Source organism: uncultured Eubacterium sp. (assembly GCF_945980375.1).
In the GTDB taxonomy this organism is placed as follows: Bacteria; Bacillota; Clostridia; order Oscillospirales; family Acutalibacteraceae; genus Eubacterium_R.
Map to the genome: position 1 here is coordinate 61,379 of NZ_CAMFQO010000007.1, position 15,664 is coordinate 77,042.

A 15,664-nucleotide genomic window follows, 5' to 3' on the forward strand; every position below is an offset into this window, starting at 1 on the left:
ATGTTATAATCCCTAACACCTTATTGTAGCCGGATAAGGCGTATGAGGGCAATACAATCGAATTAGTGTGATTTTCACACTAAACACAATTTTCTTTTTACCATTTGGGATTATCGAAATCGGGACAGCTCTTATTTTTCAGTGCTGTCCTAACCTCAACATAGCATCCGCATTTTATACACATACCCGAAAGCAAATTATCACATTCCCTGCAAAACGAAAGCCTGTTACGATATATAATATCGTCCACCTTTTCGTCGACAGGAACTGTTTCAAGGTATGCCATTATTTGACTATATGTTACCTTTTCACCTGCCTCAAAAAGCAGGCATCGCTTGCAGACGTTATCCATTATTTGTTGATAACAAACTTTACAACACTGCAGGCAGGAATTGTTGCAGTAAAGCCATCCTTAAGCTTTCTGAAATCGGTAAACTCAACAGTCTTTACATTATCTGCATCGTCAAAATCATTCTTTTGATGGCATTCACCTGTAAGGATTTCTGCGGTAATGCTTTCAACCTTTGTATCTGCAACCTGACATTTTATTTTTGCAGATTTGGTTGATGATGTATTTGTAACGGTTGAATAAATTGTACCGTTTTCATCAACAGATGCAGACTCAACAAGCTGAGGAAATGTCTTGTTATCGTTATCAGACTTGATGTTTTCGGTTGTAATATAAGAGCCTACAAGCGTATTTTCCTGATGCTCCTTGTACATTTTGAAAACATAATATGTAGGAGTTTTAACCATTTTTTCGCCGTCTGTGAGTAACACAGCCTGCAAAACATTTACGGTTTGAGCAATATTAGCCATCATAAGTCTGTCTGCATGCTTATTGAAAATATTAAGTGTAAGACCTGCAACAATAGCGTCACGCATAGTATTTTGCTGATAAAGGAAGCCCGGATTGGTTCCTTCCTCAACATCGTACCAGGTTCCCCACTCGTCAACGATAAGCTTAACCCATTTTTGAGGATTAACACTATCCATCACAGCAAGGTGATTTGTAATAAGCTCCTCCATATGATAAGCCTTACAAATGGTAGAATCATATTCCTTTTTGTCAAATACGGTTGCGGAGCCCTTATGTCCCCAATCACCTGTGGGCACTGTGTAATAATGAAGAGAGATACCGTTTGCCTGGTGCTTTACCTTATCCATAACCTCCTTGGTCCAATGGTAATCACCGCTGTTTGGACCGCAGGCAATGCGCTGAATATGCTTGTTGCCGTTGTAATCACGCACATAAACATTGTAGCGTTTGAAAAGGCATCCGTAATATTCAGGGTCCATATTACCGCCACAGCCCCAAGACTCGTTGCCTACACCAAAATACTTAAGGTTAAATGGCTTTTCGTCGCCGTTCTTTTTACGAAGCTCTGCCATAGGAGATACTCCGTCAAATGTCATATACTCAACCCATTCGTTCATCTCCTGAACTGTGCCGGAGCCAACGTTACCGTTAACATAGGTGTCACAGCCGAGCTGACGGCAAAGTTCAAAATATTCGTGTGTACCAAAGGAATTATCCTCAACAAGACCGCCCCAATGAGTATTAATCATCTTTTTTCTTTTTGACTTTTCACCGATACCGTCCTTCCAATGATATTCATCGGCAAAGCATCCTCCCGGCCAACGAAGAACAGGTATTCCCATTTCCTTAAGAGCATTTACAACATCACAGCGCATACCGTTTACATTTGGTATTTTTGAATCCTCGCCGACGTAAATACCCTCATAAATACATCTGCCCAGGTGCTCTGAAAAATGGCCGTAAATGTCTTTGTTGATTTTGGCAATTTTTTGATTTGGATTAATAAGGTATTTTTCCATAAAGTATCTCCTCATAAAAATATAATATAACAATATAAAATTAGCATATAGAAAAAGCAAAGTCAACAAATTGACATAAAATAATTAAAGATTTATAATATTGATATTATTTTTAACGAGGTATCTAAAAATGAACAATATACAAAAGTGTATAAACATACTCAACAGTAAAAATGCCGACGCGCTTGTGCTTATTAACGAAGCAAATATGCACTACATTTGCGGTTTTTCTCCAAGCGAGGGAATGGTCATTATAAAGAAAAACGGTGAAGCATACCATCTTGTTGACTCGCGCTACACAGAGGTTGCACAATCAAACGCAAAGAATACAGGGTTAAATGTTATTGAATATTCAAAAAACATATATTCAACCCTTTTTGATATACTTGGGGATGCTAAAACAATTGTGTATGAAAACGAAACCATATCACTAAAGGCGTTTGTGCAGATGATGGAAAAGTGCAAGGGTTGTGATTTTGTTGAGCTTGATGACCTGCTTATGCGAGAGCGTAACAAAAAAGAAGCAGAGGAAATTGTCTTGATGAAAAAAGCAAATCAAATTGCGGAAAAGTCATTTACAGAGCTGTTAAACCACATCAACAAAGGCAAAACAGAAAAAGAGCTTGCTGCTTATTTTGATTATCTTATGGCAAAAAACGGCTCCGACGGATTAAGCTTTGACACAATTTTACTTGCAGGCAAAAGAACATCAATGCCTCACGGAGTGCCAAGTGACAACACAATTAACGACGGCGATTTTGTACTGTTTGATTTTGGTGCAACATACAAGGGATACCACAGCGATATGACAAGAACTATTGCCGTTGGCAGTGCTACAGACGAAATGAAAGAGGCATATGAGCTTGTACTAAATGCGCAAATTGCCGGAATAAAGGCACTTAATGCCGGAGTCAGATGTGCCGATGTATACAAAGCCGCATATGATGTTTTGGCCGAAAAGGATATGGCACAATATTTTAGACATGGCTTGGGGCACGGAGTAGGTCTTGAAATACACGAGGGCTTTAGTGCCTCCCCTCGAAGCAACGACACATATGAGGTAGGCAATGTGACATCCGTTGAACCGGGAATATATTTGCCAAATAAATTCGGAATAAGAATTGAAGATGTTTGCTACCTTTCTCCACGAGGAAGAGAAAACCTAAGTAATATTACAAAATCTCTCATTATTATCTAAACATTGTTCATATATTAAGTATAAAATTCTTGATATTTCATATTGATATATTAAGAAATGAGGTTATACTATGTGTGGAATAATCGGATATACAGGAAGCCTTGACGCGTCGGGAAAGCTGATAAAGGGCTTGAAATCACTTGAATACAGAGGATATGACAGTGCAGGAATTGCTGTTTACAACAGCGAGTTAAACGAGGTTATTATTGCAAAAAGCAAGGGCAGAGTTGCACAGCTTGAAGCAAAGGCAAACGGTATTAGCGGTAATACAGGAATCGGTCATACCCGTTGGGCAACCCACGGAAATGTAAGCGACACAAATTCTCACCCGCACAAGTTCGGTAACGTAACACTTGTACACAACGGAATCATTGAAAACTATGAATCTATCAAAAATCAGCTCGGCGTTGCAGGAAGGCTGAAAAGTCAGACTGACACAGAGGTTGTTGCCGCATTAATTGATAATTACTATCAAATAGGCAGCGATCCTTCAAATGCTATCATCAAAGCAATAAAAGAAATAAAGGGCACCTTTGCTCTTGGAATTTTGTTTGACGATATACCAAACAAGATTTATGCGGTAAGAAATGTTAGCCCTATTGTATGCTGTAAAAATGATGACGGTGCATATATCGCCTCCGACATCACGGCAATCGGTGAATACAGTAAAGAATATTTTGTTTTGCCGGAGCTTGCTATCGCAGAAATAAGCCGGGACGGTTTTAATATTTATGACTTTAACGGCAATCAGGTTGATATTGAATACATCGAGCTTGATTGGGATATTAACAGTAGCGGAAAAAAGGACTTTCCTTTTTATATGGAAAAGGAAATTACCGAACAACCGGCGGCTATACAACGAATTATTAACGACTATGTAAAAAATGATTTGCCTTGCTTTGATATAAACGATAAACTATTTAGAGACTTTGACAGCATAACCGTTATAGCCTGCGGTACTGCAATGCACGCAGGGTTAATCGGTAAGCATTTAATAGAAAAGCTGTGCCGAATACCCGTAAACGTTTGCGTTGCAAGTGAATATATGTACTCAATGCCTATTGTAAATGACAGAACTCTTGTTATTTGCGTATCGCAAAGCGGAGAAACAATTGATACCCTTGAAGCATTGAAATATGCACAGTCAAACGGAGCCGGAAGCCTTGCAATAGTCAACGTAAAGGCATCATCAATAGCAATGCAGGCGGACAATGTTATATATACAAACGCCGGACCGGAAATTGCGGTTGCATCCACAAAGGCATATACAACACAGGTTGCCGTATTTTATTTGATAGCAGCAAAAATCGCATATCTTCGCGGAATATTAAGCAAAGATGATGTGAAGGATTTTATAAACGAATTAAAAAAGGTACCGAGTGCAGTTGAAAATGTTATTGACAGACGAGAGGAAATACATCGTTTATCGTCAAGTCTACTCACAGCAGAGCACACCTTTATGATTGGCAGAGGACTTGATTACCCTGCTCTGCTTGAAGCATCACTAAAGCTGAAGGAAATCAGCTACATTCATTCCGAGGCTTTTGCATCAGGAGAATTAAAGCACGGCACCATAGCATTAATAACAAGCAAAACTCCCGTAATTGCACTCATCACGCAAAAGGCACTTGCATCAAAGCAACAGAGCAATATACGCGAGGTACAATCCAGAGGCGCAATGGTTATCACAATAGCTACACACGGAATTTCGGACAATATTGATTTTGCTTTACCAACGCTAAAGGATGATTTTAATATAATCCCTGCCGTTGTTGCCATGCAGCTGCTTGCCTATTACGTTTCTGCAGACAAGGGACTTGATGTTGACAAGCCGAGAAATCTTGCAAAGGTTGTAACAGTTGAATAAATAAATTAAGCGACACGGTTTTGTGTCGCTTAATTTATTGTTTTACTTATTCTTGCTTGCTACTTCCTTTATATCCTCGTGATTTTTCTTTTTGAAATATGCACGGGTTTCCTTACCTACAATGCCCGAAAGAGCAAACAAAGCAATAAGGTTTGGAAATGCCATCAAGCCATTGAAAATATCTGCAATGTTCCATACGGCAGCTACTGTAAGGTAAGGGCCGATAAACACAGCAATGATGTAAAGTATACGATAAGCAATAATAAGCTTTTTATTTCCTACCAAATATTCAAGGCAACGCTCGCTGTAATAATCCCAGCCGAGAATTGTTGTGAATGCAAAGAAGGTTAAGCATACCATCAAAATGAATGAGGACAAATTTTCATTCCAAGGCAAGCCTGTTCTCCAAGCCTCTGTTGTAATGCTTACGCCTTCAAATGAGCCTGCAACGAATTTATCCTGTGCTCCTGTCAATAGAATAGAGAAGCCTGTTAATGTACAAATAACGATTGTATCAATAAATGTTCCGGTCATGGTAACAAGGCCCTGGCGAACGGTGTCGTCTGTCTTTGCAGCCGCTGTTGCAATAGGAGCAGAGCCAAGACCTGCCTCATTTGAAAAGATACCTCTGCCGATACCCTTTTGCATTGCAAGCTTAATTGTAATGCCTGTTAATGCACCGATAACAGGCTCCGGAGCAAATGCAGATTTAACAACCAAAGCAACAGTTGACGGAATAGCCTTAACGTGAGTTACAACAATAATAAGTGCAAATACGATGTAAACAATTGCCATAAACGGAACTACAACCTGCGAAACATTTGCAATTCTCTTAATACCGCCGAGTACTACAAGAGCAGTGCAGGCTGTTACAACCAATCCACCGATAACAACAGCCCAGGAATAGCTGTATTCGCCTATCGAAAAAGCAATATGTTGTTTATTTGGATCAAAGAAATTTTGAACAGCAGATGTGATACCGTTAATCTGAGTGAATGTACCGATACCCAAAAGACCTGCTAAAATTCCAAACAAAGCAAAAAGCTTTGCAAGCCATTTCCACTTTGGACCCATACCCTTTTCTATGTAGTAAAACGGACCGCCGATGTAGTGACCTTCGTCCTTTTTTTCTCTGTACTTAATTGCAAGAAAGCCCTCGGAATACTTTGTTGCCATACCGAAGAATGCCGCAATAAGCATCCAAAGCAATGCACCCGGACCGCCAAGGCAAATAGCTGTTGCAACACCTACAATGTTACCTGTACCGATTGTCGCCGAAAGAGCGGTACAAAGAGCAGCGAACGATGACACCTCGCCCTCGCCGTTTTCTTCATTCTTAACCATAAACTTAAGAGCCTTGCCCAAATGAAAAACCTGAACAAGTCCTGTCCTGAATGTAAGCCAAACACCTGCACACAAAATCAAAATGATTAGGGGCCAACCCCATACCCATCCGTCAACCTTTTCAACAAGGTCGTTGAATGATAATGCCAAATTAATATATTGCATATTGTCCTCCCTCCAAATTTCACAATATAATGTCTTATATTATCATATAACAGGGTGAAATGCAAATAAAATTTGAATGTTTTATTAAGGATTGTTTCTTATTCGAGCCTTTGTCGCAGCTTGAGCAGCAATTGCTTTTCTCTGCGTGAAACCTGCACCTGTGAAATACCCAAAAGCTCTGCTGTTTGCACCTGCGTTTTTCCCTCGTAAAATCTGTATTTGATCAAAAGCAGTTCATCGTTTGATAATCCCTTCACTGCATAATCAACAGAAATTTTATTAAACAAAGTATCACTGTCATCAACAGGGATTTCAATAACTCCCTCTTCTTCGTCATTACTTGTATAAATAGAGATTACCGGATTTACGGCATTAAGCACCTCGGACAATTCTTCCTTATCTATTCCGCTTATTTGTGACAGTTCGCTTAAGGTAGGCTCACGAAGATTTTTCTTTACAAACCTTTCCCTTATTGCCTGCACCTTTATGGATTTTTCCTTGAGCGAGCGAGAAATTTTTATTGCTCCTCCGTCACGGAAAAGCCGTCTGATTTCGCCCATAATAACGGGAACGGCATAGGTAGAGAAAAGAAAGCCCTTTGATGCATCAAAATTATCCACAGCCTTAATTAATCCAACACAGCCTGCCTGATACAAATCATCATAATCCTCGCCCCTGCCCTTAAATCTTTTGGCTATGGAATGAACAAGTCCTATGTTGTCCTTAATCATTTGCTCTCTGCTGTCTTTTACCATTTTGTACGACCGTTTATTCTTTTAATAAGTGTAACAGATGTACCCTTTCCGGGAGAAGAAACAACCTTAACTCTGTCGCAAAATGACTGCATAACAGTAAATCCGAGTCCTGCTCTGTCACTCTCACCCGTAGTAAAAAGCGGAGTCATAGCCTGATTGACATCTGCTATACCTCTGCCCTTATCCTTTATAATAATTTTTATGTAGCTATCATCCGTAATTTGTCCTGTAATGTAAATTTTACCGCAGGTATTGTCATATCCGTGAACGATAGAATTTGTTACCGCCTCCGAAACAGCTGTTTTGAGGTCAGTCAGCTCCTCTATTGTGGGGTCAAGTGTTGATGCAAAGGACGACACAACAACCCTGCAAAAGCTCTCGTTAATGCTTTTACTTTCAACTGTAAGCTTAAATTCGTTTTTTACTGTCATATTTACACTTCCTTTATTATTGCAATTGAGCCAAGTCCGGCTAACTCCATAAGCTTTTTTGTTTGCTTAGTTACATTTCTGATTTCAAGAGTTGAATGAAAATTCATCAGCAGTCTGTATCTGCCCATAACAAGACCTATTCCGCTTGAGTCCATAAATGTTACATTCTTAAAATCAAGAATTAAATGTGACGGCTTAATGTAGCTTACGGCATTGTCAATTTTATCTCTGATGTCAACGGCAGTATGATGATCAATTTCGCCGTAAAGATAGGCTATTACAAGATTTCCGCTTGATTCTATGGTTACATTCACAAAAATACCTCCAAATAAAAAATACCAACCTGCTAACAATGTAACAGATTGGTTGTGTAAAAATTTGTTGAATTATGAAAGCAGGTCCATTATTTCTCGAAGCAGATAAAACGAACCGCAAATTAAGCTGACACCGTCTTGTTTAACTGCTTGCCGTGGATTGTCTGTAACGGTAACATCATCGCAGTATTTTTTGGCATACCGAGAAAGCTCGTATGCCGAAATTGCCCTTTTGTTGTCTACATTTGTGCAAATTATTTTTTTACATTTTGGTGCAACATATGACAAGTAGCCGTCAATATCCTTATCCTTCATCATACCGATAACGGCTATTTCATCATTAATAAGCGGCGCCAGCACCTTGCCCGCTTCAACGTTATGCCCACCGTCTATAAGCACATTTCCTATTCTTTGCTGACGACCTACAGGCTTAACAGGCTCCGCCATTTCTACACCGAGATATTGCAAAACTCTGTTTGCAAGGTCTATATTATCTGAATTAAAGTTCCCGGTATCATTATACCTAAAGCAAGGACAGTTATCCCTTATTATACCTTCCTTTTCTTTGGTAATTTCTTCAATGGTTGAGCCTAAAAAATCCGTATGGTCAAGAGATATTGAGGTTAATACGGCAATGTTTTCCTTTTCAACGTTTGTGCTGTCGCCCTTGCCGCCCATTCCGCACTCAACAACTGCCCAATCAACATTACTGTCTGCAAAATATTTGTACATAACAGCCGTTAAAAATTCAAACTCCGTACAATCATTATCACGGTAAGCATCAACATATTCGGCAAAAACTTCCTGTGAAATAAATGTGTTATTTATTTGGATTTGCTCTGTGTAATCAATTATCCACGGTGATGTAAAAAGCCCTACCTTATATCCTGCATCAATAAGGGCATCATTGATAAACCTTGCAACAGTACCCTTGCCGTTCGTTCCCGCAATATGAATAATTCTTATTTTATTTTGAGGATTACCCATAGAATCAAGCAGTGCTTTAATACGAGTAAGCCCCGGCTTTATGCCGAGGCTTTGCTTGCTTAATATGAAATTTAACGCTTCGTTATAATTCATTACTGTTCAATTTCTTCGATAGATTTTTTGATTTGAGCTATTCTTTCCTCAAGCTTTGAGGCATCCTCTCTGTTTTGAGCAACAACCTTTTCCGGTGCCTTGCTTACAAAGCCGGGATTGTTAAGCTTTTTGCTAATGAAATCAAGCTTATCCTGTGCTGCTGCAAGCTCCTTTTCAAGTCGTTTCTTTTCTGCCTCAAAATCTACCAAATCACCAAGCGGAATATATATTCTTGCATCATCGGTAATAATTGTAACAACATTACCGAGGTCGCCAAAGGCTTCGCTTACCTGCACCTCATTTGCATATGCAAGACGCTTGATAAATTCTGCACCGTTTTCAAAGGTAGCAGTGTTTGATGTTTCAACAAACACCTTTGATTTCTTTGACGGCGGAATATTCATTTCTGCTCTGCGGTTACGGATTGCACGAATTGAAGCCATAATCTTTTCCATTTCAGCCTCGTCGGCATCGTAGGAAAGAGCCTCGTCATAATTTACCCATTTGCTAATCATAATGGATTCGCAATCATGAGGGATTGCCTGATAAATCTCCTCTGTAATAAACGGCATAAACGGATGAAGAAGCTTAAGAATATCGGTTAAGACATAAACAAGAACAGCCTTTGCCTGCTCCTTTGCAGCTTCGTCCTCACCCTGCAATCTAATCTTTGCAATCTCAATATACCAATCGCAGAAAACATCCCAAATGAAATCGTAAAGCTTTTGGATTGCTATACCGAGCTCGAACTTATCAAGGTTTTCGGTAACCTCCTTTGCAAGATTGTTAACCTGTGAAATAATCCACTTGTCCTCAATAAGCAGGTTTTGAGGCAAGCCGTTATATCTGTAATCCTCGCCAAGATACATAAGAACAAATCTTGACGCATTCCAAAGCTTATTGGCAAAATTTCGTGATGATGTAATCTTGTCATCGGAGAAACGCATATCGTTACCCGGAGAATTACCTGTTGCAAGAGCAAATCTTAACGCATCAGCTCCGTATTGGTCAATAATCTCAAGAGGATCAATACCGTTGCCGAGAGATTTTGACATCTTTCTGCCCTGTGCATCACGAACAAGGCCGTGGATAAGTACAGTATCAAACGGTGCCTTATCAGTATATTTAAGTCCCGAGAAAATCATTCTGGAAACCCAAAAGCCTATAATATCGTAGCCGGTAACAAGAGTGTTTGTAGGATAATATCTCTTGAGGTCATCTGTATCCTCAGGCCAACCGAGAGTTGAAAACGGCCACAATGCAGACGAGAACCATGTATCAAGAGTATCAGGGTCCTGAACAATGTTCTTGCTCTTACAAGCGGAGCATTCGCAGGCATCATCCTTTGAAACGGTTGTAGCACCGCAATCCTCACAATACCAAGCAGGAATTTGATGTCCCCACCAAAGCTGACGCGAAATGCACCAATCGCGGGTACCTCTCATCCAAGACATATAATTCTTCTTAAATCTTTCCGGAACGAACTTAATGTCTCCGTTTTCAACAGCATCAATAGCAGGTCCTGCAAGAGGCTCCATTTTTACAAACCATTGCTTTGAAACCATAGGCTCGATTGTTGAATGACAACGGTAGCAGGTGCCTACATCATGCTTGAGAGGCTCGATTTCCTTAATGTATCCTCCTGCCTCGAGGTCGGCAAGAATTGCTTTTCTTGCTTCCGTTGTAGTCATACCGGCATATTTTCCGCAATCAAGAACCTCAGGCTCATTTTGGGTTGCTCTGCCTGATGCAAGGATTTCATCGGCAATAGCCTTTTCCTTTGCACCTGTCATATGTCCGTCGTAGGTAAATGTTCTTACGATAGGAAGATTATGGCGAAGGCCTACCTCAAAGTCGTTAGGGTCGTGGGCAGGGGTAATTTTTACAACACCGGTACCCTTTTCCATATCTGCATGCTCGTCGCATACAATAGGAATTTCCTTATTAATAAGCGGAAGAATAACGTGACATCCGTGAAGATGCTTGTATCGTGGGTCGTCGCCGTTGATAGCTACTGCCGTATCACCAAGCATTGTTTCAGGTCTTGTGGTAGCAAGCTCAAGGGTTTCACCCGTTTCCTTTACAGGATAAAGAAGATGCCAGAAATTGCCTTCCTTTTCCTCGTACTCTACCTCTGCATCGGAAATTGATGTGTTGCAATGTGGGCACCAATTTACCATTCTGTTGCCACGGTAGATAAGTCCCTCGTCATAAAGGCGCTTAAATACGTCCCTTACAGCGTTTGAGCATCCCTCGTCAAGAGTAAAGCGTTCTCTGTCCCAATCGCAGGAGGAGCCCATTTTTTTGAGCTGCTCAATAATCCTATTGCCGTAGGTTTCCTTCCAATCCCAAGCTCTTTCAAGAAATTTTTCTCTGCCGATGTCTTCCTTGGTTACGCCCTCCTCACGCATCTTTTCAACAATCTTTGCCTCTGTTGCGATAGAAGCGTGGTCTGTTCCCGGAAGCCAAAGAGTATCATAACCGTTCATTCTGTGATATCTGATAAGAATATCCTGCAAAGTATTATCAAGAGCATGTCCCATATGGAGCTGTCCTGTAATGTTTGGAGGAGGAATCACGATTGTGTAGGTTGGCTTTGACTCATCCTTAACGGCATGAAAATACTTATTCTCACACCAAAACTTATAAATCTTATCCTCAAAATTTGACGGATTATATTGTTTTTCCAATTCTTTAGCCATATATATCTTCCTTTCAATAAAAAAATCGTCTCATTACACAATGAGACGAAATATCCGTGGTACCACTCAAATTGCACAGCATAACAGCCGTGCCTCTTTATATCCTTAACGCAGAAATACGGACAAGGCTACTGTCAGTTCACCCGTCGGCTCATAAGCTACCTTCACCCGCCTATCCTGCCGACTTGCACCAACCGTCAGCTCTCTGCAAGGCAATCGGGGGTTACTCCTCTTAATCACAGCCTTTTCAATATTGATAGTATATTATCAAAATACCGTTAGTTTGTCAAGAGCTATGTATATCTTAATATCAACTGCCTGTGGCAATTATTCTCAAGATCGTCGTCAATATTAATCAAACTGTCAACGCCGAGCATTCTTTTTATTATTTCATCGGCAAGTGACGGATTTTTCGGAAGAACGGGACCGTGAGCATATGTACCGAAGGTATTTTTGAAAAGGACTCCCTCTGTTTTGTCCTCTCCATTATTGCCAAAGCCTTTAATAATTCTTCCGAGAGGGGCAATATCCTTTGAAAGATATGTTTTTCCGCTATGGTTTTCAAAGCCTACAACATTGCCGAACGGAGTGGAAAAAACAGTGTTACCTATCATCCTATGCTTTGAGCCTTCGGTAAAAAAGGGTATTGCACCCGTAAGCTCCATAACACTGCCGTTTGACATTTTGTAATATTCTCCCAAAAGCTGATAGCCACCGCAAATAGCAAGTATTGTATTGCCTTTATGTATGTAATACGATAAAGCATCTGCTTTTCTTTTAATATCCTTATTAATTGCCATCATTTCCCTATCTTGTCCGCCGCCGATGAAAAGCAAATCAAAGCTTGGTATATTCTCCCCAACACCTACATTGACAACCTCTGCGTTATAACCTCTTGCATATAATCTTTTTACAATACAGGCAATATTTCCGCTATCACCGTAGAGGTTTAATTCATCAGGATAAAGATGTACAATTTTTATTGCCAAAACTCATCACCGCCAAAGGACTCAATAAGCAAATGCCTCATATCCATCATTGCTGTATATGAAGCAAAAATAACAAAATCTGTATTATCACAAATAATAGTATCTATCATTTGACTATAGTTTTCGTTTTCAATAACCGTTGCTTTAATATCATCGTATTTCAGCCTTACAGCCATATCGTAGGCACGTGTACCGATTGTGTAGCATTTATTTGACGATACCCTACCAAAGCTTACATCCCATATCCAGCTGACATCTCTGCCGTCGGCATCGTTATCGTTAAGTGCAAAGATACTGTTAAATATTCCGTACTGCGTAAAAGCAAGGTTAATACAGCTTGAAAAACCAACAGGATTTTTAACAAGCATTAGAGTAATCTTATTGTTCCCGTTATAAAAGCTTTCTGTCCTGCCAAAGCTTCCTCCAAAGGATTGTATAGGCAAATAGCTTAAGCCCAAATGCTCCATAACAGCAGCTGCAGACAAAAAATTATAAATATTATATATTCCCCCGAGCGACATATTAATTCGTTTCTCACCGATATTAAACGAGGAGTTACAAATATCCGTTGCAAGTAAATCAGGCTTAATTCTATGATATTTGCACACAGGGCAATAAAAGCTGCCGAGCTGTGCATATATAAGCGAATGATAAGAAAGTTTGGCTGAACACAAAGGACATAACGGCGAATCGGATACAACGCTTACACCGCTGCTGCAATCAACGCCAAAGCTTATCACGTCATTTTTACATCTAAATTTCAAAGAATATGTAACAGGACAATCTGCATTTAGTATTACTACGGCATTGGGAGAATTACTTATTCCCTGCCTTATTTTTTCAAGAGTTGTGTTTATTTCGCCGTACCTATCAAGCTGGTCACGAAAAACATTTGTTACAACTATTATTTTTGCATTGATACTGCCTGTAATGAGAGGCAAGCTGTTTTCGTCACATTCAACAACGGCATATTTGCACCTTGGCTTACCGAATAGTGTTGCGTTTTTTATAAACGCAGTTACAACACCCGACATCATATTTGCTCCGCCCTTGTTAATGAAGCATGGCTTATTATTTGCAATAAGTCCCTTTTCTATCATTGCGCAGGTTGTTGTTTTTCCGTTTGTTCCCGTAACGCAGATACAGTATACATCCCTTGAAAGGGCAAACAAAATGTTAGGTTTTAGTCGTAGGGCAATCCTTCCGGGAAGGGTTGTTGCTCCTCTATGCAAAAGATTAAGAGCACGCATCAAAAGCTTTGCTATACAAAGAATAATAAACATACTATATTATATTGAAATTAGCAGGAAATATGATATAATCCTTTTGGAGATGATAATATGCTAAAAAGAATAGTTGACATCGTATACAAGGCGGGAGAGATATACACAGGTGCAGGAAGCGACCTTTCTGTATCGTTAAAAACCTCTAATGTTGACCTTGTTACAAAATATGATAAAGAAATTCAGACATTTTTATATAACGAATTAAAAAGGATTATTCCCGATGCTGCTCTTCTCGGTGAAGAAGGAGACGGCAACAAGGAGTTGACAGACGGCTACTGCTTTATCATAGATCCTATTGACGGAACAACAAATTTTGTAAAAGGCTTTCAGCACAGTGCAATCAGCGTTGGTCTCGCAAAGGATAGGGAGCTGATTATCGGTGTTGTTTATGACCCTGACCTTGACAATATGTACTACGCAGAAAAGGGTAAGGGTGCATATCTTAACGGTAATAGAATTCATGTCAGCGATTGCGATATGCAGACAAGCCTTGTGTTATTCGGAACCTGTCCCTACGAGCATGAGCTTGCACACAAAACCTTTGAGCTTACGGAAAAAGTATTCTATAAAGCGCTTGAGGTTAGACGCGGTGGCTCTGCGGCACTCGACATCTGCTATGTTGCATCGGGCAAGGCAGACCTTTATTACGAGCTTATTCTACGCCCGTGGGATTGGGCAGGTGCAACTCTTATCCTTAATGAAGCAGGAGGAGTATGCACACAGGTTAACGGTGATGTGCTAAGCCTTAACTCAATCAAATCGTACGTTTGCGGTAACAAAAGAAATATAGAGGAGTTTTATGGAATATACAACTCTTAACAGCTATCTAAAGGACAGATTCGGACAAAAGGTGTATAAAATAGCTATAAATGCAGGCTTCACCTGTCCAAACAGAGACGGAACAATAGGTACAGGAGGATGCATATTTTGCTCTAAGGGAGGCAGCGGAGATTTTGCCGAGAGCCCTACCCTGTCAATTACAGAACAAATCGAAAAAGGCAAAAGCAGGATATCGGGAAAAATCAAAAACGGAAAATACATTGCATATTTTCAGGCATTTACTAATACATATGCTCCTGTTGAAAGGTTAAGGACGATTTATACCGAAGCCGTTAATCACCCGGATATTGTTGCACTGTCAATCGCTACAAGGCCGGATTGTCTCGGTGATGATGTACTGATGCTCCTTGATGATATTAATAAAATTAAACCTATTTTCGTTGAGCTTGGACTGCAAACCTCTAATGAAAGCTCTGCAAGATACATTAGGCGAGGCTATGCAAATGATGTATATGATACGGCAGTAAGTAAGCTTCACAGCATTGGTATAAATGTTGTTACACATATTATTTTGGGCCTGCCCGGTGAAAGCAAGCAGGATATGCTTAAAAGTGTTGAATACGCATGCAAGGCAACCGACGGAATAAAATTACAGCTTTTGCATGTCATAGACGGTACAGATCTTGCAGAAGAATACAAACAAGGTAAATTTAATGTTCTGTCACTTGAGGAATATACACAGATTATTGTTGACTGCGTTAGGATAATACCAAAAAACGTTGTTATTCATAGGCTTACAGGCGACGGAGCAAAAAAGAATTTAATTGCACCCTTGTGGTCAGCAGACAAAAAAACAGTGCTCAATACAATAAACAAAGCCCTGAAGGATGAATAAAAAAACAGATTGAACATTC

At 40.0% G+C, this 15,664-nt stretch carries 14 protein-coding genes and 1 other annotated feature; of the genes, 4 read left to right on the plus strand and 10 right to left on the minus strand.

Annotation, left to right across the window (positions count from 1 at the left end; translation table 11 throughout):
* Positions 1 to 97: 97 nt before the first annotated feature.
* The gene (locus Q0P34_RS03725; RefSeq protein ID WP_294953062.1) at positions 98 to 352 is read right to left on the minus strand and encodes a DUF6171 family protein; all 255 of its coding nucleotides are present in this window, start codon (positions 350 to 352) and stop codon (positions 98 to 100) included.
* The gene (locus Q0P34_RS03730; RefSeq protein WP_294953065.1) at positions 352 to 1,839 is read right to left on the minus strand and encodes an alpha-L-arabinofuranosidase C-terminal domain-containing protein; all 1,488 of its coding nucleotides are present in this window, start codon (positions 1,837 to 1,839) and stop codon (positions 352 to 354) included. Before Q0P34_RS03730 ends, Q0P34_RS03725 begins: the two co-directional genes overlap by 1 nt.
* Positions 1,840 to 1,969: 130 nt before the next feature.
* On the opposite strand from Q0P34_RS03730, the gene Q0P34_RS03735 reads away from it, so the two are divergent.
* Positions 1,970 to 3,037 carry an aminopeptidase P family protein gene (locus tag Q0P34_RS03735; protein WP_294953068.1) on the plus strand — a complete coding sequence of 356 codons (1,068 nt, stop codon included), beginning with the start codon at positions 1,970 to 1,972 and terminating at the stop codon, positions 3,035 to 3,037.
* Between the two features lie 70 nt (positions 3,038 to 3,107).
* The gene (gene glmS, locus Q0P34_RS03740; RefSeq protein WP_294953071.1) at positions 3,108 to 4,904 is read left to right on the plus strand and encodes a glutamine--fructose-6-phosphate transaminase (isomerizing); all 1,797 of its coding nucleotides are present in this window, start codon (positions 3,108 to 3,110) and stop codon (positions 4,902 to 4,904) included.
* Between the two features lie 42 nt (positions 4,905 to 4,946).
* Here the strand turns inward: glmS and Q0P34_RS03745 are convergent, their stop codons facing one another.
* The 8 genes from Q0P34_RS03745 to Q0P34_RS03780 all read right to left on the minus strand — a co-directional run bounded on the left by Q0P34_RS03745 (position 4,947) and on the right by Q0P34_RS03780 (position 13,967).
* Positions 4,947 to 6,413, minus strand: coding sequence for a sodium:alanine symporter family protein (locus Q0P34_RS03745; protein ID WP_294953074.1), 1,467 nt, complete (start codon positions 6,411 to 6,413; stop codon positions 4,947 to 4,949).
* 98 nt (positions 6,414 to 6,511) lie between these two features.
* Positions 6,512 to 7,168: a sigma-70 family RNA polymerase sigma factor gene (locus tag Q0P34_RS03750; RefSeq protein ID WP_294953077.1), complete on the minus strand. Its 657-nt coding sequence runs from the start codon at positions 7,166 to 7,168 to the stop codon at positions 6,512 to 6,514.
* On the minus strand, positions 7,162 to 7,599 hold the full coding sequence (gene spoIIAB, locus Q0P34_RS03755) for an anti-sigma F factor (protein WP_294953080.1): 438 nt from the start codon (positions 7,597 to 7,599) through the stop codon (positions 7,162 to 7,164). The genes Q0P34_RS03750 and spoIIAB overlap by 7 nt, the downstream gene beginning before the upstream one ends.
* 2 nt (positions 7,600 to 7,601) lie before the next feature.
* A complete protein-coding gene (locus tag Q0P34_RS03760) occupies positions 7,602 to 7,913 on the minus strand; it encodes an anti-sigma factor antagonist (protein ID WP_294953083.1) in 312 nt (103 codons plus the stop codon).
* Between the two features lie 72 nt (positions 7,914 to 7,985).
* Entirely contained in the window at positions 7,986 to 8,993 is a 1,008-nt protein-coding gene (locus tag Q0P34_RS03765; protein ID WP_294953086.1) for a Mur ligase family protein, read from the minus strand.
* Positions 8,993 to 11,695: a valine--tRNA ligase gene (locus Q0P34_RS03770; RefSeq protein WP_294953090.1), complete on the minus strand. Its 2,703-nt coding sequence runs from the start codon at positions 11,693 to 11,695 to the stop codon at positions 8,993 to 8,995. Before Q0P34_RS03770 ends, Q0P34_RS03765 begins: the two co-directional genes overlap by 1 nt.
* A 38-nt stretch (positions 11,696 to 11,733) precedes the next feature.
* Positions 11,734 to 11,944: a binding site (T-box leader), on the minus strand.
* Between the two features lie 44 nt (positions 11,945 to 11,988).
* Positions 11,989 to 12,684 carry a glutamine amidotransferase gene (locus Q0P34_RS03775; RefSeq protein WP_294953093.1) on the minus strand — a complete coding sequence of 232 codons (696 nt, stop codon included), beginning with the start codon at positions 12,682 to 12,684 and terminating at the stop codon, positions 11,989 to 11,991.
* Entirely contained in the window at positions 12,675 to 13,967 is a 1,293-nt protein-coding gene (locus Q0P34_RS03780) for a MurT ligase domain-containing protein (RefSeq protein ID WP_294953096.1), read from the minus strand. Before Q0P34_RS03780 ends, Q0P34_RS03775 begins: the two co-directional genes overlap by 10 nt.
* Before the next feature lie 57 nt (positions 13,968 to 14,024).
* Here Q0P34_RS03780 and Q0P34_RS03785 point away from each other — a divergent pair, with 57 nt between their 5' ends.
* Both Q0P34_RS03785 and Q0P34_RS03790 read left to right on the plus strand, forming a co-directional pair.
* The gene (locus Q0P34_RS03785; protein WP_294953099.1) at positions 14,025 to 14,789 is read left to right on the plus strand and encodes an inositol monophosphatase family protein; all 765 of its coding nucleotides are present in this window, start codon (positions 14,025 to 14,027) and stop codon (positions 14,787 to 14,789) included.
* Positions 14,770 to 15,645, plus strand: coding sequence for a TIGR01212 family radical SAM protein (locus Q0P34_RS03790; protein ID WP_294953102.1), 876 nt, complete (start codon positions 14,770 to 14,772; stop codon positions 15,643 to 15,645). Before Q0P34_RS03785 ends, Q0P34_RS03790 begins: the two co-directional genes overlap by 20 nt.
* Positions 15,646 to 15,664: the final 19 nt, after the last annotated feature.

What these genes read in the sequence shown, in the direction of transcription:
- Q0P34_RS03725 (WP_294953062.1), bottom strand. Translation starts at nt 352, where the DNA reads ATGGATAACGTCTGCAAGCGATGCCTGCTTTTTGAGGCAGGTGAAAAG.
- Q0P34_RS03730 (WP_294953065.1), bottom strand. Translation starts at nt 1,839, where the DNA reads ATGGAAAAATACCTTATTAATCCAAATCAAAAAATTGCCAAAATCAAC.
- Q0P34_RS03735 (WP_294953068.1), top strand. Translation starts at nt 1,970, where the DNA reads ATGAACAATATACAAAAGTGTATAAACATACTCAACAGTAAAAATGCC.
- glmS (WP_294953071.1), top strand. Translation starts at nt 3,108, where the DNA reads ATGTGTGGAATAATCGGATATACAGGAAGCCTTGACGCGTCGGGAAAG.
- Q0P34_RS03745 (WP_294953074.1), bottom strand. Translation starts at nt 6,413, where the DNA reads ATGCAATATATTAATTTGGCATTATCATTCAACGACCTTGTTGAAAAG.
- Q0P34_RS03750 (WP_294953077.1), bottom strand. Translation starts at nt 7,168, where the DNA reads ATGGTAAAAGACAGCAGAGAGCAAATGATTAAGGACAACATAGGACTT.
- spoIIAB (WP_294953080.1), bottom strand. Translation starts at nt 7,599, where the DNA reads ATGACAGTAAAAAACGAATTTAAGCTTACAGTTGAAAGTAAAAGCATT.
- Q0P34_RS03765 (WP_294953086.1), bottom strand. Translation starts at nt 8,993, where the DNA reads ATGAATTATAACGAAGCGTTAAATTTCATATTAAGCAAGCAAAGCCTC.
- Q0P34_RS03770 (WP_294953090.1), bottom strand. Translation starts at nt 11,695, where the DNA reads ATGGCTAAAGAATTGGAAAAACAATATAATCCGTCAAATTTTGAGGAT.
- Q0P34_RS03780 (WP_294953096.1), bottom strand. Translation starts at nt 13,967, where the DNA reads ATGTTTATTATTCTTTGTATAGCAAAGCTTTTGATGCGTGCTCTTAAT.
- Q0P34_RS03785 (WP_294953099.1), top strand. Translation starts at nt 14,025, where the DNA reads ATGCTAAAAAGAATAGTTGACATCGTATACAAGGCGGGAGAGATATAC.
- Q0P34_RS03790 (WP_294953102.1), top strand. Translation starts at nt 14,770, where the DNA reads ATGGAATATACAACTCTTAACAGCTATCTAAAGGACAGATTCGGACAA.